Source organism: Paraburkholderia sp. J7 (assembly GCF_905220155.1).
GTDB lineage: Bacteria > Pseudomonadota > Gammaproteobacteria > Burkholderiales > Burkholderiaceae > Paraburkholderia.
Genome location: NZ_CAJMYZ010000016.1, coordinates 195681 through 219385, shown reverse-complemented (window position 1 = coordinate 219385; position 23705 = coordinate 195681). Strand labels below are relative to the sequence as shown.

Here is a 23705-nt window from a genome sequence, read left to right as displayed (position 1 = left end):
TTATCGGCGCACGCAAAGCGGTTGCGCAATCATTGGACTATCAGCCCGTCGACGTGAAAGGACCCCACGAAAACGTCGACACGCTCTCCGGCCTTGATCACTCCACCCTTGTTCGAAAACACCATCCAGTACTCCTGACCGGTTTCCAGCGGACCGCTCTGGCGCAGCGCGCCGACCTTGTCCATCACCGGGATTTCGAGCAGCGCATGGCTCGTTCGCCCGAACATCAACGCCGTCGCGGTCTTTTCGCCGAGCGGCCGCGCCGCTACCGGGTCCGTCACGCGATAGCTGAAGCGGATCAGGTTGCCCGACGCCGTGCGGCGCACGCTCAGGTGGTCGATACCCTGTGCCAGCTCGTAGTACCCCTTCGCGCGCTGCGGCAGGCTCGCCGGCGAGTACGGCGACTGCTTCGCCGCCGCTCCCGCTGGCTTGTGCGCCGCATTCGCGCTTTCCTCGCCCGCGGCCGGCTGCAGCCAGGCCGCGGCGAGGCACACAGCGCCGGCAATCAGCACTGCCCGCGGTGGCCGGAGGCTGCGCCCGCTCACGGCAACGCTCCCAGCGTCTTCGCACCCGCCGGTGCCGCCGGTGCGGGCGTGGCAGGCGCAGTCGTCGTGGCGGCCGGCAAGATCCCCTGCAGCAAGCCGAGCAGCGTCACCGGGTTGTTGACCCCCAGCGCAAGCGGGTACGGCTGCGAGGCAAGCGTGCCGGGCCGCACGAACTCCACTGCGCCGATGTCGTAGGCCCCCAGCTGCGGCCGCGGCGTGCCGAAGATGTCGCGATTCGGTGCGCCCGCCGCCGTGGCATGGTTGAGCGCCGGCGAGGTGCCCGGGATCGTGTAGTTCCCGAGCAGCACGTTCAGTTGCGTGCCCGTGCTCGCCTCGTTGAACAGCGACAGCGGACCGTACGCCATGTTGATCCAGTTGTTGCCCTCGTCCGGCGTTGCCGACGGCAACAGGCTGAACAACGGATTCGGCAGCACCGTGTCCGCAATGCCCGGAGGCACCGTGATGCCGATGCCACCCGCCTCCGGCGGCACACGCGAACCGTTGCAGTACTGATGCACGACGGTCGGATTCGATCCGCTGTTGTTCGCGTTCGGATAGTCGCCGGCGTCGGTCAGGATCGAGTAGCGCGGGTTCATCGTCAGACCCGACCCGTGGTTGGCGGCCCCGGTGTCGCCGAACGCGCCGATGTCCCAGTAGACCGCCTTCGGATCGCAGTAGCCCGTGGCCTGCCCGGCCTGATTCAGCGTCGGGACCAGCGTGACGACGTTCTGCAGCCCGGCAATGCCCGGATCGAGTCCTCCCACTGTGATGTAGAACGTGCGGTTCTGCCAGAACAGGTCATTCGTGAGCACCGGGTTCGAGAACGTCGCGCAGCTCGGGTTGCCCGCCGGACACGTTACGTTCAGGTTGGTGAACGCGGCCACCAGGTTCTGCGTATGGCGCGCGGTCTCGAGCCCGGCCGGCTCGTACTGCGACGTCGTGGTCGGCTGGCACGTCGTTTCCGAACCGGAGGTCGTGCAGTTCGGCGGCCCGACATTGGACTGGGTCGCAGCGGACGTGTTGAACAGCACGCCGGCCGTCGCGGTCGAGTCGTTGGAGATGACCGTGTTGTTGATGAAGTTCACGGCCACCGCATCCTGCAGCGACACGCCACCGCCGGCCCAGCCCGCCACGTTGTTCGCGATGATGTTGTTCGTCACGTTCACGCGGTACCAGCTTGCGCTGCTGTTCGGACTGCGTTGCACATCGGTGCCGTTGACGTTCTGCAGCCGCAGGCCGCCGCCCTTGCCGCTTTCCGCCGTGTTGCCGATGATCAGGTTGCCGTCGATCGTGATGCCCGGGCCCGCGCCGTCCGAAAGCTGCGGCGCGCAGTCGACGTCCTCGGTTGCGTTCTCGCAGAAGGTGCCATCCGGCGGCACACCCTGAACGATCAGCCCACCGCCGTACGTCGGCAGCGTCGGGTTGTTGCTTTGATTGAACAGGATCCAGTTGTGCGACAGGTCGCCGTTGTAGCTGAAGCCGAAGTGCGCGACACCGCCGCCATCGCCGCTGCTGATGTTGCCGCAAACCCAGTTGTAGTTGAACCTGTAGTAGTCGGCGCCCGAGCAGAACGTCACCCCGCCGGCCGAAGACGGCGTGGTCGAATTGATCTCGTCGCCGTACGAAGCGTTCGACGTGACCTGGTTGTTATGCACGTTGACGTGGGCGTTGAACAGGAACGGCAGCTGGGTCACGTTGTCCCCCGCGATCGTGCCGTCGGGAACTTCGACCTGACCGACGATGATGCCGCCCGTGAGCGTTCCCGCGTTCGAGAAGACGCGATTGTTCGACACCTCCGTGTAGTGGTTCCAGCCGTGCAGGTAGATACCGCCGCCGCCTTGCGAGCTGTTCGTGAACGACATGCCGTCGATGCGCGACGGGTTGCACAGGAAGTTGCTCTGATAGGTATTGCAGTCCGCGGCGCTGTTGGTCAGCGGCGTGCAGATACCGTTCGCAACGCAATTCTGGTCCTGTGTCAGCACACCGCCCACGAGCACGTCCTTTACGCCCTTGCCGAGCACGGTAATGGCCGCGCCTTCGTACGCGCCCATCAGCGTCGGTTCGATCAGCGTCTCCGCAAGGTTGCCGTTGAGGTTGAAATCCCAGCCGGCAGTCGGCTCGAACGGTATGCCGTCGATCTTGCGCTGCATCGAGGCGAGGCAACTGTACGTGCCGGTCGGATCGTACGGATTGCCCGCCGAGATCAGGGCGCCGTTCAGTGCATCGCCGAACAGGCATCCTACCTGCCTGCGCCACGGGTCGAGCTTGCCCGACGGATGCGGATTCGCGTCGATCGTGACGGACGTGGCACCCACGCCCTGCAGCCGCACCGGCTTCCACATGAGCAGCATCTCCTTGTAGGTGCCCGGGCCGACGACGATCATGTCGCCCGCGGTAGCGTGGTCGATCGCGGCCTGGATCGCGTTGCCCGCGGTGTTCTCGGCGCCCACGTAGGTCGGCGCCTTGCCGCCGATCGTCACGGTGACCGCGTCGATCGAGCGCTTGCCGCTGGCCGAGGTCACGACGAGCTCGCCGCACTGGGTAGGCGTTGCCACCCCGCGCTGCTGGATCGTGCAGGCCCCGCCGGCGCCGATCAGCGGCGGCACGACCACCGTGATCTTCGCGTCGCTCCACGATGTCACGAGAGCCGGTAAGCCACCGATCGTCACGGCACCCCGCTGCGCTCCAAAGCCGTAATTGCGCGTGATGAACTTCTGGTTGAACGGCGATTTGGTTGCGCTCGGACCGGTGTAGGCGTGGTTCGGCACCTGCTGCTGGCCGACCGACGTGATCGTCAGCGTCTTCAAGGGTGAACTGACCCACGGGCCCGCGCCGCCGTTGCTGCCCGCGGACGTGTTGCCGGCAATCGCGTCGCCGGTCACGCTCGCAATGCCCGGCGTGCCGTCCGGATAGGCGCAGTCGACCTGGTTATACCCGTCCGCGAACGCCGCAACGGGCACCACCGGTGTATCCATGTACTGCGTTTGTCCGGGCATGAACGGAATCTCGTAGCAGAACTGGCTGTATGCCGGGTTGTAGAGCGGGTCCTTGATGGTCTGGCCCGAGTGCGCCGGATCGGGCATGTACGGGTCGTTCATGCAGGCGACCATCATCGTCGGTGCGTAGCCCGTCGGGTTCGGCGGATTGACTTCCCATGTCGAGTAGGTCAGCCCGTTGAAGATGCCCCACTGGTCCGAATAGGTGCGCGAGATTTCGTTGCCCGCGAAGTCCTTGAACGACACCGGCACGTTCGGCACTGCGAACTTTTCGCCGAACTGCGGCGAGTACGGATCGAACTCCGACGAGAAGTCGTCCAGCATGAAGCCCGTGTAGTGCGCGGCAACGTGCGTCGAGCTGAAGATCCAGAACTTCGCCAGCACCGAGCTCTGGTCGGTGAGTTCCACCTCCTTGCGGTCGCACAGATTCCTCGAAGCCCCCGCGAACGGCGAGACTTCCTGCGAGCCCGGGAACAGGCTGATGTAGTCCGGAACGATGCGCAGCTCACCCACACACGGCCAGAAGCGTTCGACCGACCCGGTATCGCCCTCGCCGTGCGGCGTGGAGCCGAGATTCGTGGTCGGGTTCTGCGCGTTGTTCTGGTTGTACGTGGAGTTCATCGCGGCCTGGTCGGGCAGGATGAAAATGTCGCCGATGCCGCCGAACTGCTGCGTGACCGGTGCGATGTAGTTATCGCCGATCAGGATGTTCTTGTCCTCCTCCTTCACGAGTTCGTAGCCCGGCGGCACGATGATCTCGACCACATACTTGCCGGGGGGCAGCATCTGCGTGCCGTCCTTCGTGGGATTCGCCTGGCAGATCGTGCAGTTCGTGCCGGTCGGCAAGCCGGTTTGCGGGTTGCGGCTCGTCACGCTCGGGAACTGGTACATGCCATCGTACGGCGCCGGCTGCACCTGGTTGAACACGTGCATGCCGTCATAGCACTTGAACTGCGAATTATTCGGCAGCGCGCGCTGCTGCGGGTCGAGCCACATCTTCGTGTTCTGCAGCGTGAAGAAGAATGGATCGCTCGTGCTCTGGCCCGGGCAGTTCATGTTCGGAATGCCGTCCGAACGGAAACCCTGGGCCCAGTCGTCCCAGCTCGCGGTCTTCGTCGAGTCGACGAGTTTCAGGCTCGTGGAGCCGTCCGCCGCGACGCCTTCCTGGTACAGATTCACCGTGACGTTCGGCACGTCGGGCGTCCACTTCGTGTGAATCAGCAACGTGGGATCGTCGAACGGGCGCGTCGAAGCGTAGATGACTTCGCCGTGGATGCCGCCATTCTCGTTCGGCGCGAACTGCGCCTTGCCGAACTCGATGAACGAGCTCTGGCCCGAGAAGCCCTGCCAGCCCATGGTGGTCACCCACGGCGGATCGACACGGCCAGTCGAAGGACTCGAGCCCGAGCGGTCGTTGCAGTCCGCGTCGTTGCAGTACACCGCGCCCGGCACCCGCAGGTTCGTCGGCAGATGGATCGATTCCAGCGTGTTCGCGTAGTTCGCGGCGATGGTCGACTTGCCGCCGCCCGGCGTGCCGTCGGGCGGACCGCCCGCGTCATAGACGACGTGCACGCCAGTCTGCTTGAAGCGGGTCTGGTCGGTATCGACGACGTACCAGTTGAACAACGGGAACTCTTCGTTGAACGACGCATAGCCGTTCATGTCCGTGTTGTTGAAATCCGAATAGCTGCCGTCGCGGAAGCGGATGTTGGTCGACAGCAGCGCTAGCCCTGGCTTACTCGGATCTCCTATGCCGTTGCCGTTCGTGTCGAGGAACGTGCGCGTATAGAGATTCGTCTGCCACTGCAGCACCGCGAGATCGCCGGCGTCCGTTACCGCGCCGCCTCCGAGCGTCACGGCCGAGGCGAGCCCGTCGACGATCTGGTCGTTCCACTGGTCGAACACCGTGATGCGGGTAATGCCGGCCGGCAGGCCCGAGAAGCTGAACGTGCCGTCCGCGTTGCACTTGGTGAACGCGTAGTCTTCGCCGTCCGGATCGCCCACGCTCACGTAGCACTGCGTGAAGCTCAACGGCTTACGCGACTGGCTGCCGTACAGGTGCTCGTCAGGCGGACGGCTGTAGTGCAGGTTCGTCACGCGGCCCTTGAGCCCGTTGTTGCAGGTCGAGGTGGCGCACAGCAAAGGCAGCCGAGCGTTGACGATCTTCGGGTTCGCAAAGCCGATCGAGACGTGGAAGCCCGCCGGGCCGAACTCCTGGAAGTACGCCGGGCCGCCGACCTTGATGAACGAGTCGTGCGCCTTCTGTCCGTCCAGCGTGTTCGTTTGCAGCCACTCCTCGCCTCGTGAGATGCGGTCGGCAGCGGGCGTCGCGATAATGCCATACCGGCCCGGCATCAGATTGGCGATGATGGCCTGACCGACGAGCGGCGATATCGTCTTGCCGTCCGACTCGTACTTCGGGCAGGTCGGGATCATGCCGACAAGGCCGTCCGGGTTCGTCGAAATCGGGCACGCGTTGAGCTGGGTGACCGGATCGATCGTGCCTGCCAGCGAATTGGACAGCGGCATGTTGAACATGTCGTAGGTCATCTGACCGGTCGGGCTACCGCTGCCGCCGGCGTCGTCCCACAGCTTGATTTCGAAGCCGCCGAGTCCCGGCTCGCGGGCCGAACCGAAGGTGTCGGTGCCGCCGCTCACGTCCACTTCGCCGTTCAGCGGTGCGTCGTCCTCGAACACGAACACGGAAACCTTCGCCGTCGGGAATGGCGCTTCCTCCAGCAACACGTTGACCGAGGTCTGGCCGGCCGAGATCGGCGCGCCGCCCATGCCGTTGCCGCACTTGCCAGTGCCTGGCGCGAAGTTCGCAACGGTCGGACAGTCTTTGGAGATATCGAACTGCCGCTGCGCACCTGTGGGGTTGGACGGATCGACCGGCTGCGGCGCACCGCCGCCGTTCGTGAACGAGTTGTAGGCGTTGCCCGGCAAGATCGAGATGTAATAGCGCTTCTTCGGATCGAGCGCCACTTGAGACGGATCCACCGGCACCTGCTGCGCCGCCGTTGTCCGGCACACGCCGTTGCCGATATCGCACACGGCCGGTTTATGGGTCTGGCTCGCGGGATCGTAGACCGTCTGGCCCGCTTCGCATGCGGCGACGCCGACACAGCCCGCCGCCACCACAGGCATGTAGCTCGTATGGAAGTTCGCGCCAAGACTCGGCACCGGCAGCGGCGGGCAAGTCGCCGGACGCGTGGACGAATTCACCTGGCAGGCCGGATCGATCTGGAACGTTCTGTCTTCCTCGATGATCCAGCGGTAGTCGCTGATCTTCACCGGCGTTTTGCCCGGTTGCGTGCTGGGCGCATCCAGCACGTTGACGACGAGTCCGCTGCCGCCCTTGAACGTCACGGTCACGGTCGCCGTGTTGCTCGCCGTGTTCTGCGCATTCACCGCCTGGTACCGGAACGTCACGCTGGCGGACGCCGTGCTGCCCATTGGCGCCGTTGCCGGGCTAGCCGTGAACGAGCCGTCCGGATTCAGCGTAACGGAGCCGCCGGTCGGCGTGCCGACGAGCGTGGCGGTGAGCTGCAGTCCATTCGGATCGCTCGCGTACGTGAGCACGCCGGGTTCGGCGATCTGCAGGCGCGAGGCGATGTTGCTCGTATAAGCGGCGTTGCCGGCCGTGGGCGGCCCGGACAGACAGCCGTTGCCCGATGTGCACGCCGTGAGCGTCACGGTGGCGGCGGCGTTCGGATTGCCGTTCGCCTGATACTGGAAGCTGTCGGCCGTCGTGCCTGGATTCGGCGTGTACACGAACGTGCCGTCGGGGTTCAGCGTGAGCGCGCCGCCAGTTGGCGGAGTCTTCACCTGCACGCCGTAGACATTGGCGTCCTTCGCCGCCACGCCTCTCGCCGGATCGGACACGGTGAGCGTCTTGCCGGGCACGAAGAAATAGGTGGAGCCGGTGACCGTCGCGTTCGCCACGGCGGCAGCGGAAGCCGCACTCGAGTTGTTGATGCTGATGTAGCCCTGCATGCCGCCATCGCGCGCATTGTTGGTCGACAGACTCAGCTCGCGGTCGAACACCGGCAACGCGGATGTGCTCGCCGCCGGCATGTTCACCAGCGCATCGTAAGTCTTGCCGGCAGACATGAACACTTCCGACTGGACCCGCGGATTGCCGGGCAGCAGGTTGCCGTCCTCCGCGATCAACGCGAAGCCGGAAACCGGTGAGGCGCCGGTTTGCGCGCCCACCACGGCAGGCACGTGCATGCGCAGACCCGCATTGACAAAGCGAAGCATGATCGGCCCGGTCGTCGCGGCGCTCGTCGCGGCGAACGTCGAAGCGCCCGGATTGGTGCGGTCGAACGAGACACCGTTGATGAGGTAATAACGCGGGTCGTAGTTCACCGTGGGCGGATAGCAGGTGCCAAACGCGGTCGACTTCGAATCGCCACAGCCGCCTGGCTGAGCGGACCAGGCCATCGTTTCGCTAAAGCCCGGGGTCGCGACCGCCGCGGCGACCGCCGTGTTCTGCACCGGATCGATTTCGCCCAGCACGAGCGGCACGTCGGTGTCGTAGCTGACGCCCGGATACGCTTGCGCCGGAGTCGTGCCGTTTGCCGCCGTTCTCACCACCAGCACGCCATACAGCCCCATCGGCCCCTGGATCGACGGATGCGTGCCCGACTCGATCAGGTAGGTGCCGGGGTTCAGGTTGTTCCACGAGAGCGCCGTGGTGCTGCCGTGCGCCACTTCGGTCGAGAACGACTGCACGCGGGCCACTTGTGTCGGCGGAGTAAACGACGCACCGCCGGGCGCGGGCGCAGCGGTCGGCCACGTGGTCGCGGTCTGGGTGGGATGCGTCGGGCTCGGCATGCTCGTCGCCGTCGTGCCCAGACCACCGCCCAGTTGCCCGACGATCACGAGCGACGTCGGCACGGAGCCCGGCAGGCTGTTGGTGAGATTGATCGTGAGTTGCCCGGGCGGCACCGTGATCACCACGGGGGACCAGTTCGTACCCGCCCCGGGGTTCGCCGCCGCGCACGCGGCGGGCGCAACGGCCGCCGTCGAGCACGCGTAGCCCCACATCGGCACGCTCTGTCCGTCAGGCATCACGGCAGTGGTGGCTTTCGCAGTCAGATTGACGGTCGCCTGGGCAAATGCCATCTCGCTTGCGCCCAGCAGCAGGCAAGCCGCAATCGATACCTTAAGCATACCTAACAGGTTTGCCTTGAGTGTGGTGGATCTCATCGCCGTTCTCCCCGCCTCTAATTCGATTCGTCGATCAGGAACGCTTGCGGATCAACGAGCATCATCATCATCATTCCGCCAGGGAAGATGTTGTTCGTGGTGATCTCGCGCTCGTTGTGCGAGTGCCACATGAAGGCAAAACCGGCTTCCGTTTGCGGCGGATTCACCACCGTGCCGCTTGGCGGCGTCGTGCCCGTGGGCGCGGTCGCGCGTATGGTCGCGTCCGGTCCCAGATAAGGACTGCCGCCGTACCAGAAGCCGTTGGTCAGCACGTGCGAGTCGGGCAACGTGACCGGGCCGCCGCTGCCCACCTTGCCGAACGGATGCGCTTCAAGCGCCTTGTTGTGGTCCGCGCACCACTCGTAGTAGTTCGGCGCCGTCGGATCCTGCGTGTAGTAGCCGTTCGCGTCCGGAATGCAAACGCTGCCGTCGCCGGGATAGTGCCCGTAGACGTCCCAGTTCAGGCCCCTGCCCGTCCAGTAGAAAATCCCGTCCATCGCAAGGCCCGGCGTCGTGGTGGTCGTGAACAGCAGCGGGCCCGCGACCTTCGTCGCGTCGGTCTTCGAGAGCAGCATGTTGCCGTCGCGCGCGAGCACGCGCACGTGATTGCCGTGCTCGTGGAACGGATGCTGCCAGCGGCCCGTGCCGATGATCCGCAGCAGAACCAGCTCGCCCGGATGCATGTGCGGATTGCCGTTGTACGGCTGATTCGGATACTGCGCCGCGTAGTTCGGGTCCATGTCGTCCGGCATCGAGCGCCCGTTCACCATGAAGTACGCCGGGTGATAGGGTTCCGTCTCCACGGTCATGCAGCCGGTCGGATTCGTGCACGCGTTGCTGGCCTGCTGCTCCGCCTGGGCATGAATGCGCGGATCCACTTCGGAGAACTGAAAGAGATACTCGCGGTCGTAGCACGCTGCGCTGTGGTTGTAGGCCGCGGCGGCATTGCGGAAATCGGGCTGGCCGTCGAGCAGCTTGCGCGCGCCCTGGATCGGGTTGCAGCCAGTCGGTACGGCGAGCGTGCCGGGCGACGAAGTCGGCAGCACGATGACCGCGCCATACAGGCCCATCTCGATCTGCAGATCGCCCTGTGTGCCGCTGTAGTAGGCATGCGTGCCGGGTGTGGCGGCAACGAAGCTATAGGTGACCGTGACGGTATGGGACGCCTCGCGCGTGAGCAGCCCCTGCACGCCGGTTGGCGTGCCGGAGCAGACCTTCGTCGTCGGATCGATGGTGCCCAGGCATACGTCAAAGCCGGGAAAGAGAATCGACGTGTTGCCCGCCGCCGCCGGCAGATTGTTGGTGAGCGTCACGGTGACGATGTCGCCCTGGTTGACGATCAGCGTCGGGCCGGGAATCTGCATGGTGGGACAGTTCGCACCGGCAATGTTGGGCGGCGAAAAGCCGGCCGGCGCGGTATTGCAGCCATAGCCCCACGAATAGACGCTATTGCCGTCCGGCTGGGTGATGCGGTTCGCCTCGGCGCGCAGGTCGAAATGCGTGCCCGTGATGCCGGGCGCGGCCGCATGCACCGGCATGTAGAAGAGCGCAGCGAGCGCCGCCACGCCGAACCGTGCAAGCCGTCCGAGGCGCGCGAGGGTCGCGGTTCCTAAGCGGTAAGTGATATGTCCCACGGCTCTTCTCCTAAGTGCAGGACTTTCTGGCCGAGTCCATGGCGGGTCAGCCGTGAACTGTTTTCATCGACTGCAAGAGGCGTCTCATAGCGTGCAGACCTTCGTTTTCGGGTCCACCGACCTGCAGATGTGCACCTCGGTCATCAGGCCTCCGAAGTTTTCCTGGTCGTTCGCCAGATGGTCCAGATTCGGCGTGTACAGATAGAAGACCTGCCCGGACTGATACTTCGTCGTGTCGCTCGCGTCGAGGATCAGATCGAGCGACTCCCCGCCACCGAGCGTGATCGAGTTCGTGTAGTAGGTCATGTCGTTGCCGGACATGTCGCGCAGCAGCCGCGCATTGACGGCGACCACGTGCATCGGAATGCCGAGCGAGGCGAGCGTCTGATATTCGGTGACGTCGAGATCGGAGATCCGCAGCAGCACCTTGCCGCCAACAGGAATATTGATCAGCGACGGCAGCGGTTGCGAGAAACGCGGCACGCCGTCCGACGCGGGCGTGGAAAGCGCACTCGGATTCACGGTGTCGGGGTAGCTGCGGCCATTCAACATGAAGAACTTGTCTTTCATGTCGGTGAACGGTTCCGGATTGAACGTCATGCCGACGAAGTGGAAATTCGGATCGAAGCCATGAATCTGCACCGGATACTCGACGTCGTAGGCGGTTGAGCCGTCGCCGTCGTTGTAGGCGTAAAGCGTGGGCGTGCCGCTCAGGTTGTTTGCATGCAGCACGCCGTTCTGCGCCGGCAGCGGCGTCGAGCACAGGATGTCGGTACCGCACCGCGTACGCAGATCCTGTTGCTGCGACACCAGCGACTGGTACAGCGACTGGCCTGCCGGCACGCGGTTCTGGCGCGGCCGCACGAAGATCTGCCCGACCATGCCCATCTGCAGGTGCTCCGGCGGCGTGATGTGGCAGTGCCAGAAGTAGGTGCCCGCATCCGGCGCGAGGTAGTAGTACGTGAAGCTCGCGCCGATATTGATCGCGACCGAGGCGTCCGGCACACCGTCATAGAACGACGAGGCGTTCGGATAGCCGTGGAAGTGGACCGTATGCCTCTCGAACAGGTCGGGGCGCATGATCATGCCGACGTTGGTCAGCGTGAGGAAGAACTCGTCGTCCTCGTCGATCGCCATCATCGGCGCGGGCTCGTTGCCGTTCATCACGCCAATGTCCATGATCGGCCGCGGGTCGACATGGCCGGTGAGCTGACCAGGCGGAACGGATTCCGGATCGGGCGTGAGACCGACCGCGCCGTTATAGGTCGGATCCGTTCTGGGGTCGCCGACGGTGTTGAACACCGAGGCGAACTCCGTGCCCGGCAGGCCGGCCTTGATGTCGGCGAGGCCGGACAGCGGCCCGAAAGCGAACAGATAAGTCTGCACGCCATTGGCCATCGTCGCGTAACCGTCGCCGCCCGAGATCTGCTGGCACTTGATCGCACCGTTGACGACACCGGTCGACGCCGAGGTCTGGCCTGTGAAGGACGGTCCCGTGTACGGCGGCTCGCCGGCGCCGGCCGCCAGCGCCGTCGGATGGGACGGCGTGGTCGGCGGGCATTGAACCATGAACGACTGGGAGAATGAGGGAATCGCAAACATCGTGAACAGCAGTGCTGCCACGCTATTGCGACACATGCGGATGCTGAACATATGACCTCCGTCCTTGGGGTCAACCAGCGCGTTACGCGCTGTACGGCGCGTTCTACTGCCAATGCGGGCCCATGCAACCGTCACACTGACCCGTATCAGGATTTTGGATTTGGGCAACGGGACCTGCGATGGGTCACCTCCCTACACTTGCAGTAGGGCAAACCCAGCGCCTTGTGCGGTTGCCCTCCTGACGAACAACCGAGTGTGTCCTGGCCAACACAAGCAACGTGTCATGCCAAGATTCCGGCAGCGAAATGGTCCAAGGGGGTGCGCCTTTGCTTTCATTTATGTTTCAATGACATCACGGCTTCATTACGTTTCGTTTCGGTTTCGGCGACCACGCGGGCGATCCGGCTTGTGCTCGTCGAATAAATCTGAGGATTGAAACGTCGTTCTTATGTGTTCTGTGGCATATAGCGGTGACTTCCGGATGGGTACAATCCCGCGTATTCACGTCCGGCGCGAAAATGCGAAAACCGCAGACGCATCTCGAACACGAGGTCAAACGGGCGACACTCACCTCCTGGTTTCTTTACCGGCGAGGGACTTGGCGTACTTGGCGGCGGGGGTGGGTCATGGATTATCTGGAAAAGAAGGCCGTGCTGAATCTCGTTGAGCGGAAAGATCACGTCCTTGAATTTGTCGGGCGAGATCACGAGAAGCGGACGTATTACCCGGCCATGTCGATGTGGTTGAAGCTGGAGCAGCTTCAGGTAGCGCAACAACTCGTCGAGCCCCTGGACGAAGACCGGCAACCGATACTGTCCACATCGCTACACGGTGTGGCACACCTGGACGGCCAGGAACTCTCGATCATTGGCATTCCTGAGCAAGCGACACGCACGCTCCAGGTATCCTTCGAAGCCCGCGACGTCAGCACGGCCGACCGGCTTGGTTTGCGCACGCTAGAAGACGAACTCGGTAACTCGCTGTCCGATGTGGCGCTCGGCACGGCCCGACTAGGCTTCAATTCTGCCGACGACGAGACCGGCGAACCCGAGCAGTGGTGGCTCGCCTGCCACATCCCTCCCGCCTGCCTGCAGGTGCTTGCGCAAGCGATCTCGGAAGGCCAGCTTGGCGCGGTGGAGTTGGGGCTGACAATGCGGCATATCTACACGGCAGAAAGTCCGGCGGCGAACCCCGCGCGCCAGCCTCGGCTCTTTCTCCGGCCCAGCGACAGCGACGACACGATCGAATGGCCGAGTATCGCAACTGGCTTTGTCACCAACCTTCGGATCGACTTTGCAACGGCTTCATTGCGCGGCTCCGCAGCGAGTGGCGACGAAGCGGTCGCGGCAAAGCTCGTCGCCGATGCCGTGAGCTCCCTGGGACCGACGCTGCTTAATCTGCGATTGACTTTACGATGGATCGGCATCCTCATTGCCGTGTTGCTGTTCCTTGAGGTGCTCGAGCGGCTGCAGATCTGATCCGGTTGGTCGCAGGCCGCCTGCGTTTTTCGTGGAGATTTGCAGCCACATCTTGCTGTTGAGAAGAATTGCGTCGGCGCCACGCTGTTCCAGATGGCATCCGCGGCCTATTTCCAGCAGCCCATCGTGCCGCACTTCCACTCGATTGCTGACGTCCTGAAAAACGAACTGCATCAGGCAGTCAACCTGAGCGCACTCGCTGATACCCATACGCTCGTGGTCGCCCATGTCCCGTGGCCTTTCTCGCCTAGCTACGGAGCATATGTTGGCCTGTCGAACGTCCTGCACCGCACGGCCGCTGGCAAGGCGATGATGAGCATGCGTCCGCTGGCGATCCAGAAGCTATGCGCTCACGCAAACCGAAACGCTTGCGGGCGTGTTCACGCTCGCGGCGCCTGTGTTGAACCGGCGTGGCAAGCCGCTAGCGGCCATGGCCGTGTGCTTTGATACACAACGCGACGTCCGGGCAATGGCCACGCCGCTGATCCAGGCAACATGGCAGTTGTCCGCACGTTTGGGCTAGCGCGAACCCGGCGCGCTGCCTCCTTCGTGTTGGCTCTTTCGAACGATGGATTCCTGGAACGACAGGATGTCAGGGTACATCACATGAGATGTACCGGCTGAGTCAAGCAGGTGCGGATTGACACACCGTATGTCTGGCTGGATTGCAATAGCTTCAAACAGCGGAAATTCGGCATCCAGCGAGTCGAAGATCAGCAACAGCTCCTCGACCTGATCCGGACGCAGCACGAGCGCTACCGGCAAGCAGCGCACGATGGACGCAGATGAAATCACGAATAGCGAGTTCGACATACCGCCATGTCCGCGACAGAAGCTGGTGGCGGTTGCGAAAGTCACATCGGGTGATTTTTCCGCTCACCCACGTATCCCTAACCTGCGTTTGCCGGAGCCTGCGCATCTTCACCTCTCTGGAGAATAAGTCGCTATCTCATTGTCATGCGTTTGAGAGTGACTAACGATCGCTGCAGAGCCGCACATTTTTAGGAGTATTTCGAGGCGCTTGCAAGTCCATGGCGTTACTTGATACTCGTTATCAATCTGCATCCACAAGTGCCGCGATGTCCATGTCTAGCTACCGGCGCGCCATCTTCATCGGTGATGTCCTGATCACCTTCTTCGATAATGTTTGGATGCACTTCGGGATGCTGCGGACACTTCAACTGATCGCCCTTTCGCGCGAGCGCGATGTCGCCGTAGCTCAAGTGTTTTGAGGCGGTGACAACTTCACCGCCATGATCAGTGGCGTCGCCGAGTCGGATGAAATCAGGCATATGCTTACGGAAGACCATATTGAAAGGCACGGCCACTATTCCTATACTGCCGAATGCTGTCGCGATTGAGATTCAGCGTCGAAAAACAGAACGAATAGATATCTGCCACATCATAGTAAATTGCAATGGATCCACCTCCGTTTGTGAGAATGTCAAGGGAGAGTTTTTCAATGTCTGTTGAATGTCAGATACATTCAAACAAGAATAATTCCTTGAATTTTTCGTGCGATAACTTGCTTTTGCTTCCGGAACAAGTTCGGGACGTAGGAATATCTTTCCATCGTGATGAATCGCGATATCATAAACGGTAGATAAATCGAATCTTTTCCCCGTCTTTTTATCCAATGAAATTCCGTATTGATACGTCGAGGTATGTACGCCGTCACACATCATCGTCGCGGACACTTCCAGAATCGCCAATTTATCCGTTTCAACTGTTTTCGCAAACCTTGCGACATAGCTTCCAACTGAATCCATGCCACGTGCATTTTCAATGCAATCATTTGCGTCCAACCCAACCCGATTGCGAATATCAAGAACTGCGCGCCTAAATTGATGGCTAGAGTTCTGGATTTTTGGGAGTGGCCCGATATCTATTGACCCACTGCCGGCATAGCTGTTGCCTGAAAGAAGAAATATGAAACACAATAATTTACCTATTATTTTAACAAATCCTTTCTTTTTCACGGAATTGCGATCAATCTGTTGAGGAAGGCAATTTTGGGCCGATATAGATAACTCCCCTCAATGCCTTCAGTGCACGTGAAAGCTCATTTGGTTTCGGATCTGATACTTTCATGATCTCGCTGTGTCCACAAATTGCTTTATCTGATGAAAATAGACAAAAATCAAAGAATTTAACTCTTTTATAATAATCACCGGTTACTTCATTGGCAGTTCTTGCAAAACCATTGATCTTTCCGTTAGATATTTGATAGATCGCACTTCCCGCCGCAAGAAGACTTGCATCGTCATCGAAATAATGAGGAACCCAACGCATTTTAGTATGATCATATATTCCACCAAATACTTTTGATATGCCATCTCGCTGAGAATCGCTGGTTATCAGATAACACGTTATTGGCATCGTGAGATCGGGATGATGAACCGAGTGCGCCTGCACGTAGCGTACGGTACACGGCACGACCGGAATACTGACACCATCATCAACTTCAACTGCATCTCCACCTGAAGTGTGCGTCTCCCCGAATTGTGCAGAAGCGGCATTGTTGATCCAAAAGTTCGAAAATACTAATACTAAAGAACAGATATATACTGATATAGCTTTCATTTTAATCTCGTCGTGGTTATCGGCCTTCAGGAAAATCAATAAGGCCATTTTCACTCGGAAACCACACCTGTCCGACAACAGCAAGACTCTGAGCGAATGGAATGCATCGATCTACGTCCCCGTTGAATGAAATGCTCGGGTTTCCTACGGATACGGGATAATTAACGGACGCAGATGCATCGCGAAAGTTATTACTATGGTAGTAAGTTTTGATTACAGGGTGGTTTTGTGATGCTGCGTGATTTGGTGTCGAAGGAGCAGTCGCCATAACCGTTCGGCGCTCGAGCACCATTGGTGTGTCGGCATACCGTGCCATTCTCATCATTGCCCAGTAAAAGCCCGCACTATCGGCGGCGCAAAGCTTATTCTCTTCTGAAAATGTTGCGTCAGCCGAAGCGGTTGGACAAAGGTTCTCTCTCCAAGCGAGCATGACAGGCGTTACACCGCTTACTGTATCGGCAAAATATTGAATGGCATGGGCGTGGTCTTGGTTAGCGTGCACCTCAGCCGCTTTTAGCCTGTTCCGCGTATCCGCGGATATCTGAGACGCACGGCCTCGGAAATCCCAATATTTAATGTAATTGGTGGCAAGCGTTAGCTGCAGGAATCCTCGTCCATCCCACGGATAATACCAGCGCGTACTATCATTTTCGCGTAACTTTCCAAACCACTGGGTTTCCTGAATAGCATTTCCAAAGAACGTTGCAACTCTCTTGGTTGTATTGATGAGATATTTTCGCATCATCTTGTTTAATCCGGCACGATGGTTTACGGCAACTGGCCCATTCGCATTTCCGGACGGTACGGGCTCGTAGTAGTATCCACTCCCGTGCTGACGTAGCACTTCACGAGGCAAAAGTTGCTTAAATTCACGCTCGTTGAACCAAATTCAGGAATTAAAGGACCGAATGAATGCTGTAGGCGGAAAATGCCAGCATTCGTTTGCCGGGGGGAAGTCCGGGTCGGTAATTTCATCCCAAAACGCAAGATCTTTCGCGTGATTCATTAGCGTCACGAAATCGGTCTCGGAGAGCGGATTGTTGAGCGCATCATGTGGACTCTTCAGCCAGTTATAGCGCGCTTCCAGACCTGCCTTGCACCACTCGGAAGGAAATTTGCACACGGCACGTGCTACGCGCTCACGTACAGTGGCGTTGGCGAGTGCGCCCACTGCGTCCGCGTGGCGAACATGCCCAGTGTGGTTCAGGTCAAGCCAGCTTTTTACCGTTGGCGAATCGCACAGGCTGTCTGGTGTCGGGTCATCGCTAATGAAGCTCCAGCCAGCCCATTCGGGGAAGTCAGCATCGCTATAAGCACGGACATTGGCCCGCGACAGGTTGATCCATCCGTCTCCATCGGGTGTCTTCACCTTGCGCCAGTGGTTAAAACTAGCGCCCTGTGGGAGCTGGTCTTGAATGCAGCGCCCAAACCGGATCATCTCGAAGATTGCGCTCGGTGATGGAACCGCCATCCCTGCTGTGATGTTGCCCAGGCTTGAACTGCCGTACCGACCGGCCAGTTCGGTAGCACGCTTGTACAGGTTGTACTCGGCCTCGCTCTCCGGTGCCATCGCAGCCGAGACTGACCATGAGTCGTCCGCACTCTTGAGGTAGGTCGTCAGTGTGCAGTCCTTCTCGTAGTGCATCCGCACCACCATATCGCAACTTGTACCAGCGGCCGCCACCGGCGCCTGTGGGTGAAGTGAGCCAATGGCTGGCGCGCTGCCGTCTTCGCGATACGGATGCGGCTCATTCGCGAAGAACTTGGTGCCCTTTGGGACGAAGAACCAGAGGTCGCCGTAGACAGCGTCTTTTCGCCCTTGGGCGCCTACTGGCCCAGGCGCGCGCCCGATGATCTTAGTCCGCAGTTCGAAACCTTCGCCTCGCGCGTCCTGCCGTCCCTTGTTGCCGTCAATACGCGTGTTGTAGCCCAGGCTCAGGCTCGACTTGCCATGGTCGCTTGCGAGCTGCGCCTGCTGCTTGTCCCTCGTGTCGTCGAGTGCAAGATGGTTCGATGCCAGACTTCCGTCCATGCGGCTGCGCATGCCGGATAGCCACTGGTTATGAGGTAACTCCCAGCCAGGCAGGTTGTGCGCATTGACGAGGCTCCCCAACATCACGGGCATGTCGGGGTTCCCGTTGATGTATCCCAGTACAACCTCGGAGCCAATACGCGGGACAGCGAACGTGCCCAACTGCCCGTTCTGCCATTGCTGCAAGGGGGTAACCCAGATGAACGAGTCTTCGTCGAAGTTCCCCTTACGGTCAGGCACTGGCTGCAGGCGGATACGCCCCTGCGCGTCGGTCCAGATGATGTGGCCGTCCGGTCCGGTCACGATGGCGCGCTCGGTAACCACCATCGGGAGGGGTGTTTCCAGAGGCATGCGGTAGTATTCGTTCGCTGGCTGGATCTCGAATTCCGTTTCACAACGGAATTCCTGCGCCGTTCCACTTACCTGGCCGACCTCGACGAGGGTGAGTTTCGTGCACAGCACCAGATACTCGGCATTCACTTCATCAAGCGGATAGCCGGTCAGGTGGAATGTGAATCCCGGCAGCATCCCGCGCATGTTGCCGTGGCCTTTCCCTCGCAGCCCGACGCAGCGCAGCGACTGCATGCGCACGAGAGCGGCGAAATGGGTTTCCGCCTCCACATCGTTCGGCGTGGCACTCAGGCCTGTTGCGCCCTGCAGCGGCTGGCTGACGTTTGCGTACGCGAAGACCGTCGATGCGCAACTCGAAAGACGTGTAGCGCCCCATCAGCTCTTCGAGCACATCAAGGACGGTGCATTCCTTGAAGAATCTGTAGTCCTGACCGAGTCTCGCCTGCGCGAACGGTGGTTCAATCACGAAGCGATAGACCCGGGAGCGGGCATCCTCACGCAGAAATTCCGCCTTGTCATTCGTTTGAGAGTGACTAACGATCGCTGCAGCGCCGCGCATTTTTAGGAGTATTTCGAGGCGTCTGCAAGTCCAGGGTGTTGCTTGATACTGGTTATCAATCTGCATCCACAAGTGCCGTGATGTCCATGTCTAGCTACCGGCGCGCCATCTTCATCGGTGATGCCCTGATCACCTTCTTCGATAATGTTTGGATGCACTTCGGGATGCTGCGGACACTTCAGTTGATCGCCCTTGCGCGCTAGCGCGATGTCGTCGTAGCTCAAGTGTTTTGAGGCGGTGACAACTTCACCGCCATGATCAGTGGTGTCACCGAGTCGGATGAAATCAGGCATATGCTTACGGAAGACCATATTGAAAGGCACGGCTACCATCTCTAAATTACTTGGCTTCTTCATTTTTATTCGATGCGCAGAATAGATTTGGCGGACATCAACCACATCAGCGATCATCGCATAGCACGAATGCTGCTTCATTATATTCGTTCAATGGACTTTCGTCTCTTCATTTTATTCTGATGGAGTTCAGAATTTTCATCGCCTCCTTTGCGGCGTCTACTTTTGAACGATGAAGAGCAGCCGGGCCTATCCAGTATGTTATTGATAGCGTTCTACTTCTCTCTGCTTTAACTGCCATGTAGCAATCACCGGCGTATGCCGATGAACCCTCTCGGTCTGTTGCTGGACACGCTGGATAGGCTTCGTAGAGCATCTCACCGGAAGCAATTCGCCTGCTTTTAACCGTGGTTGTCGCACTAAATAGCATTAGTGCCCCATCATCACTATACCAATATGGCTGAATCGAATCAGTATTTGAGCTACATTTTTTTATATTACCCATGCATATCACAATTGAATCCACTGCATCTTCATTTTTTAATTTGAGAAAATATTCGTAAACCCCCTTTTGTTCAGTCAAGGCGCTGCTGACAGTAACGTATCGATGCGTTGAATATGAGAATAGCAAATGTTCATCCGAAAATACTTTAACATCAGTTTGACAGGATGCCCAAACCGAGCCAATAAATTGACAAATGCAAATGAGAGAAAGAGTTAGTTCTCGAAGAAAACTCATTAGCGATCTCCGAGTAGCTTATATAGGCGTTGTGTGTGATATGTCCGATTCTCCAGACCATTCTGGCCGCCATTGATCTGTGTCGTTACAACCTGTATATTTGAGATAGCTATGCCAGAATCGGCGTGGCGATTCATGGTGCTACGGAGATGTGGTAACCCGCGAATCGGCGTCGCTTCCCAATACCACGCTCCCGCGTCAATCGTGGAGTAACAGCTCCTCGACCTGATCCGGATGCAGCACCAGCGCTACCGGTAGCGCTCGATGGACGCGGATGAAATCACGAATAGCGAGTTCGACATACCGCCATGTCCGCGACAGAAGCTGGTGACGGTTGCGAAAGTCACATCGGGTGATTTTTCCGCTCACCCACGTCTCTGTGTCATGCGTTTCCTGGATCCTGCACATCATCACCTCTCTGGAAGCTATCCGCAGAAGCATCGCTATGCGCTTTAAGCTAAGGCTCAGCGCCGCGGTGAGCTAACCTTGAAGTATTTCGAGGCGTCTGCATGCTTTGATTGCTACGTGATACTGGAAATCAATTTGCAACCGCACGTGCCATGATGTCCCGCACGCGCGATAGGGACGCCTTTGTCGGAGATCCTCGGATCCCCTTCTTCGATACGATTGGGGTTCACGTCGGGATGTTGTGGGCATTTCAGTTCGTCACCCTTGCGTGCAACACGTACGCCCTTGTATCGCATCGTTTCAGAGGCGGTAACAACTTCACCACCATGATCGGTGGTATCGCCGAGACGGATAAGATCGATCATTGAATGGGCTTCTTGTTAATAGGTGGAAAGGGATTCTTTAGATCGGTAGAGCGAATCCAACCGCTTGTTACACGGACATTTGCATTTGGTCCAGAGTCGGAGTAACGGACATATGAATATGCCCCATGAATCTGCAGAACAATTACCCCGTCCAAATTTGAAACATGTCCCTTTCTTGAAATGAATCTTCCAGCACGTAGATCATGGAAGTATGATTTTTTATCTACAAGGCGAATTCCGATCGCGGGAATTTTTCAATTATGGAAAAAATCTCACCGCCAACCTTGTCAGATGGAAATGAAACAAAAAAACCCAAAGCGTTCTCACATCCGGCTTGCGCCTGATTTGTTCGAATAATCCATGTCTCGTCTCTCTTGTATAGCTCTCCTTTAATGTCGTAAGATTTATCTCTCTCATCAAATTTAAAATCAGGATAACCCGGCAAGAACGTAGTTAAATTTATTTTTTAATATGGCGAATCACGACTACTTATAGTATCATCGCCAATATTGAAAAAGGCAAACGTGCACGATCGACGATTATCGCGTGCATTATAGTATCCTGCCAATGCACCTTCCTGTTGATACGCAATCAATTCTGAGTGATCGAATATTATTGCCTCGCCGGCGAGTGCTGTATTCGTAAAAATGAGAAAAGGAATGGAAAAAATGACGTTATTTGGATTTGTCATAAAATTCCATCATAGTGAGAGTTTCTCGTTTTCATCCAATTCCAAGATCTTTCATCTGTTGTCGACGGTATCGTCAATTCGGGTGAGATCGCTCATTGCATAGGTTTCTCGGAAATTGGTGGATAGGGATTCTCAAGGTCAGCAGAGCGAATCCAACCGGTTGTTACGCGGCCATTTGCATTTGGCCCTGGATCGGAGTAACGCACATATGAATATGCATCATGAGTTCGCAATACAACTACTCCGTCCCTAGTGGATAGATACCCCTTTCTTGAAATGTATTTTCCAGCACGCCGATCGTAAAAGAAAGTCTTCGCTTTGACCATTCGAATTCCAAAGGCTTGAACTTTACTTTTAATATAAAAACTCGTAGAGCGAATGTCATCGGGATTGAACGCAAAATCACCTTCTGCGTTACCACATCCGGCTTGCGTTTTTAGTGTTTTAATGATCCACTCGTCACTTCTTCTGAAGAGGATTCCGTCAATATCATAATCTCCATTTCGATCTGAAAATTTAAAGGAGCCATTGCCCCCCGGAAGGAATGTATAAATTCTAGTCGATGAAAATTTCTCGTCATCGACAATATTAACATCTGATTTGGTGGCGAAAAATAGGAATACACATGACCTTTTCCCATCGGATGCCGAGTATAACCCTGATATTTTGAAGTTATCGGAATACGCAACTAAACTAGGTTTATCGAATATAATCACATCTCCCGCAAATGCCATTTTATATAATACGAGAAAAATAATTGCTAGATATTTATTTAAATTTGGCATAATAGTCACCAAGATTTTTTGCATAATCAGGATTCGTTGTTTTCCAACCGCCGCCATTGTAGGCACTGGCTACACCCTCCCAGTTGTGAGTTCGCAGAGCAGCAATCCCATCCGGTTTTTCATTTTGCATAAAAAGGATGAAGATGTTCACTTGTCCGTCTGTTCCAGATATGAATTTATTAGCGAATTCATAAATATCCGAACATCCGCAGGATGCGTAGGAATAGCCCATTATTTGAAATCCACCCCATGAACAGGCCTGCAATGCAAGATCCAAATCCAACTCAGCAGCTCGAACTACCTTTTCGTACTGGTGTAATCCCTCAGGTCCGTAGCCTCCGCTTTTTGGGAAACATAGATCTGGATAACCAGGATATGGCTGAACCGGCGTGACGTGTTTCTTATTGTTTTGACCTTTTTGTTTTTTAGATCCCACGTGCTCAGCATTTGCAGTCAGCTTCTTCTGAGCTAGATTGTAGAATATATGCCGTTCGTAGCGTATTGGCGGAAGCCCGTTCTCCAGAAAGGGGCGCCCGGATGATTCCTGCATTACAATCGCCTTGATGGCGGCGACCTCAACATTCAATTTGGTTGCCATGGTTTTATACTGCTCTTCTGAGAAATTGGCCGGTTTTGGGTAATTCAACCTGGAACCAAGAGCATTAACGACAACTGTTGTCGGTTTTCCGGTATCAACTATTTTAATGTGATGTTCAATTGTATTTTTTGTCGTTTTCTTATGTGTTTTTTCGTCTTCGCTTACTTCCCTCTTAGTGACTGGGAAGTCCTTCTTTACGCGTCCTTGTTCGGTAATCTTCTGCGACCATCCAATGTACGGCCCAAACTCCTGAACGAGACGTTCGATGGTCATCACCTCGTTTTCCTTCACCACAGGTAAATCGAGGTTTTGCTCAAAGGTTTCCTTTGGCGTCAGCTTCGTTGTCGCTTCAAGGTGATACTCGGGACTGACGATCGTGAAAGCGCTGATGTCCTTTTTGGGTGTAACAGTCGCTTTCACTACGTACTCACCACGCTGGTTTTTCACCAGGACATCGATCGGCTGATTGCGCGCAGCGTTCCGGATTGTTACGGCGTAACCGTCCTTGTCCGTCGATACCGGATCCGTTTTGTTGTCGACCATCGATTCCGGATGGTCGACGGAGGGGGGCGCTACTGCTCCGGTGACTTGTGAAGCACCGGTCGCAGGCATGGATGCCGGAGTGGTTGACGGATCCTCACTACTCGCCCCCAGTTGCCATGCGGGTGCTGTCGGGGCACCCGCACCAGCCTTCACCTGCACGGATAATCCCTCGATCGGTTTCTGCAGAGTATCCCGGAATACGAAGGTGACTTCCACATATGGCGACGGTGGCACTTTCGGGCTTGTCGGTTTCTTCGAATGATTTTTTTGACCCATCTGTTCGTTCTGT

General features: G+C 58.0%; 18 protein-coding genes and 1 pseudogene. 3 read left to right on the top strand and 16 right to left on the bottom strand.

Annotated elements, in window-relative coordinates:
* Positions 1–29 precede the first annotated feature (29 nt).
* From U5A58_RS25570 to U5A58_RS25555, 4 genes are all read right to left on the bottom strand, one after another.
* Positions 30–545: a hypothetical protein gene (locus U5A58_RS25570; protein WP_321910893.1), complete on the bottom strand. Its 516-nt coding sequence runs from the start codon at positions 543–545 to the stop codon at positions 30–32.
* Positions 542–8755: an Ig-like domain-containing protein gene (locus U5A58_RS25565; RefSeq protein WP_321963565.1), complete on the bottom strand. Its 8214-nt coding sequence runs from the start codon at positions 8753–8755 to the stop codon at positions 542–544. The genes U5A58_RS25570 and U5A58_RS25565 overlap by 4 nt, the downstream gene beginning before the upstream one ends.
* A 17-nt stretch (positions 8756–8772) precedes the next feature.
* Positions 8773–10389, bottom strand: coding sequence for a multicopper oxidase domain-containing protein (locus tag U5A58_RS25560; RefSeq protein WP_415774023.1), 1617 nt, complete (start codon positions 10387–10389; stop codon positions 8773–8775).
* An 84-nt stretch (positions 10390–10473) separates the two neighbouring features.
* Positions 10474–12042 carry a multicopper oxidase family protein gene (locus tag U5A58_RS25555; RefSeq protein WP_321910896.1) on the bottom strand — a complete coding sequence of 523 codons (1569 nt, stop codon included), beginning with the start codon at positions 12040–12042 and terminating at the stop codon, positions 10474–10476.
* Between the two features lie 575 nt (positions 12043–12617).
* Here U5A58_RS25555 and U5A58_RS25550 point away from each other — a divergent pair.
* The gene (locus U5A58_RS25550; RefSeq protein WP_321963564.1) at positions 12618–13469 is read left to right on the top strand and encodes a hypothetical protein; all 852 of its coding nucleotides are present in this window, start codon (positions 12618–12620) and stop codon (positions 13467–13469) included.
* Here U5A58_RS25550 and U5A58_RS25545 read toward each other — a convergent pair.
* Positions 13401–13697: a hypothetical protein gene (locus tag U5A58_RS25545; RefSeq protein WP_321963563.1), complete on the bottom strand. Its 297-nt coding sequence runs from the start codon at positions 13695–13697 to the stop codon at positions 13401–13403. The two genes, U5A58_RS25550 and U5A58_RS25545, sit on opposite strands and share 69 nt — an antisense overlap.
* A 112-nt stretch (positions 13698–13809) precedes the next feature.
* Here U5A58_RS25545 and U5A58_RS40885 point away from each other — a divergent pair.
* Positions 13810–13992, top strand: a pseudogene (locus U5A58_RS40885) (hypothetical protein); the annotation flags it as partial.
* Here the strand turns inward: U5A58_RS40885 and U5A58_RS25540 are convergent.
* From U5A58_RS25540 to U5A58_RS25515, 6 genes are all read right to left on the bottom strand, one after another.
* Positions 13989–14282, bottom strand: a complete 294-nt coding sequence (locus U5A58_RS25540) for a hypothetical protein (protein ID WP_321963562.1) — start codon at positions 14280–14282, stop codon at positions 13989–13991. The pseudogene U5A58_RS40885 and the gene U5A58_RS25540 overlap by 4 nt on opposite strands.
* Positions 14283–14506: 224 nt before the next feature.
* A complete protein-coding gene (locus tag U5A58_RS25535; RefSeq protein WP_321963578.1) occupies positions 14507–14761 on the bottom strand; it encodes a PAAR domain-containing protein in 255 nt (84 codons plus the stop codon).
* A gap of 72 nt (positions 14762–14833) precedes the next feature.
* On the bottom strand, positions 14834–15448 hold the full coding sequence (locus U5A58_RS25530) for a hypothetical protein (protein WP_321963561.1): 615 nt from the start codon (positions 15446–15448) through the stop codon (positions 14834–14836).
* A gap of 10 nt (positions 15449–15458) precedes the next feature.
* Positions 15459–16052, bottom strand: coding sequence for a hypothetical protein (locus tag U5A58_RS25525; protein ID WP_321963560.1), 594 nt, complete (start codon positions 16050–16052; stop codon positions 15459–15461).
* A gap of 16 nt (positions 16053–16068) precedes the next feature.
* A complete protein-coding gene (locus U5A58_RS25520) occupies positions 16069–16797 on the bottom strand; it encodes a hypothetical protein (protein ID WP_321963559.1) in 729 nt (242 codons plus the stop codon).
* 144 nt (positions 16798–16941) lie between these two features.
* Complete coding sequence (locus U5A58_RS25515) at positions 16942–18669, bottom strand: type VI secretion system tip protein VgrG (RefSeq protein ID WP_321963558.1); 1728 nt, start codon at positions 18667–18669, stop codon at positions 16942–16944.
* Between U5A58_RS25515 and U5A58_RS25510 the strand changes: the two genes are divergently transcribed.
* Positions 18668–19000 carry a hypothetical protein gene (locus tag U5A58_RS25510; RefSeq protein ID WP_321963557.1) on the top strand — a complete coding sequence of 111 codons (333 nt, stop codon included), beginning with the start codon at positions 18668–18670 and terminating at the stop codon, positions 18998–19000. The two genes, U5A58_RS25515 and U5A58_RS25510, sit on opposite strands and share 2 nt — an antisense overlap.
* Here U5A58_RS25510 and U5A58_RS25505 read toward each other — a convergent pair.
* The 5 genes from U5A58_RS25505 to U5A58_RS25485 form a co-directional block, all read right to left on the bottom strand.
* Positions 18997–19287 carry a PAAR domain-containing protein gene (locus U5A58_RS25505; RefSeq protein ID WP_321963577.1) on the bottom strand — a complete coding sequence of 97 codons (291 nt, stop codon included), beginning with the start codon at positions 19285–19287 and terminating at the stop codon, positions 18997–18999. The genes U5A58_RS25510 and U5A58_RS25505 overlap by 4 nt on opposite strands.
* 169 nt (positions 19288–19456) lie before the next feature.
* Positions 19457–20026: a hypothetical protein gene (locus U5A58_RS25500; RefSeq protein ID WP_321963556.1), complete on the bottom strand. Its 570-nt coding sequence runs from the start codon at positions 20024–20026 to the stop codon at positions 19457–19459.
* A gap of 521 nt (positions 20027–20547) precedes the next feature.
* Positions 20548–20799, bottom strand: a complete 252-nt coding sequence (locus tag U5A58_RS25495) for a PAAR domain-containing protein (RefSeq protein ID WP_321963555.1) — start codon at positions 20797–20799, stop codon at positions 20548–20550.
* Between the two features lie 783 nt (positions 20800–21582).
* Entirely contained in the window at positions 21583–22299 is a 717-nt protein-coding gene (locus U5A58_RS25490; protein ID WP_321963554.1) for a hypothetical protein, read from the bottom strand.
* Positions 22259–23692: an N-acetylmuramidase family protein gene (locus tag U5A58_RS25485; protein WP_321963553.1), complete on the bottom strand. Its 1434-nt coding sequence runs from the start codon at positions 23690–23692 to the stop codon at positions 22259–22261. Before U5A58_RS25485 ends, U5A58_RS25490 begins: the two co-directional genes overlap by 41 nt.
* Positions 23693–23705 lie beyond the last annotated feature (13 nt).

Coding starts and splice junctions, on each gene's coding strand:
- U5A58_RS25545 (WP_321963563.1), bottom strand. CDS start 13,697: ATGGGCGACCACGAGCGTATGGGTATCAGCGAGTGCGCTCAGGTTGAC.
- U5A58_RS25500 (WP_321963556.1), bottom strand. CDS start 20,026: ATGAGTTTTCTTCGAGAACTAACTCTTTCTCTCATTTGCATTTGTCAA.
- U5A58_RS25495 (WP_321963555.1), bottom strand. CDS start 20,799: ATGATCGATCTTATCCGTCTCGGCGATACCACCGATCATGGTGGTGAA.
- U5A58_RS25540 (WP_321963562.1), bottom strand. CDS start 14,282: ATGTCGAACTCGCTATTCGTGATTTCATCTGCGTCCATCGTGCGCTGC.
- U5A58_RS25505 (WP_321963577.1), bottom strand. CDS start 19,287: ATGCCTGATTTCATCCGACTCGGTGACACCACTGATCATGGCGGTGAA.
- U5A58_RS25525 (WP_321963560.1), bottom strand. CDS start 16,052: ATGAAAGCTATATCAGTATATATCTGTTCTTTAGTATTAGTATTTTCG.
- U5A58_RS25515 (WP_321963558.1), bottom strand. CDS start 18,669: ATGCAGTCGCTGCGCTGCGTCGGGCTGCGAGGGAAAGGCCACGGCAAC.
- U5A58_RS25520 (WP_321963559.1), bottom strand. CDS start 16,797: ATGATGCGAAAATATCTCATCAATACAACCAAGAGAGTTGCAACGTTC.
- U5A58_RS25535 (WP_321963578.1), bottom strand. CDS start 14,761: ATGCCTGATTTCATCCGACTCGGCGACGCCACTGATCATGGCGGTGAA.
- U5A58_RS25550 (WP_321963564.1), top strand. CDS start 12,618: ATGGATTATCTGGAAAAGAAGGCCGTGCTGAATCTCGTTGAGCGGAAA.
- U5A58_RS25510 (WP_321963557.1), top strand. CDS start 18,668: ATGCGCACGAGAGCGGCGAAATGGGTTTCCGCCTCCACATCGTTCGGC.
- U5A58_RS25565 (WP_321963565.1), bottom strand. CDS start 8,755: ATGAGATCCACCACACTCAAGGCAAACCTGTTAGGTATGCTTAAGGTA.
- U5A58_RS25555 (WP_321910896.1), bottom strand. CDS start 12,042: ATGTTCAGCATCCGCATGTGTCGCAATAGCGTGGCAGCACTGCTGTTC.
- U5A58_RS25490 (WP_321963554.1), bottom strand. CDS start 22,299: ATGCAAAAAATCTTGGTGACTATTATGCCAAATTTAAATAAATATCTA.
- U5A58_RS25485 (WP_321963553.1), bottom strand. CDS start 23,692: ATGGGTCAAAAAAATCATTCGAAGAAACCGACAAGCCCGAAAGTGCCA.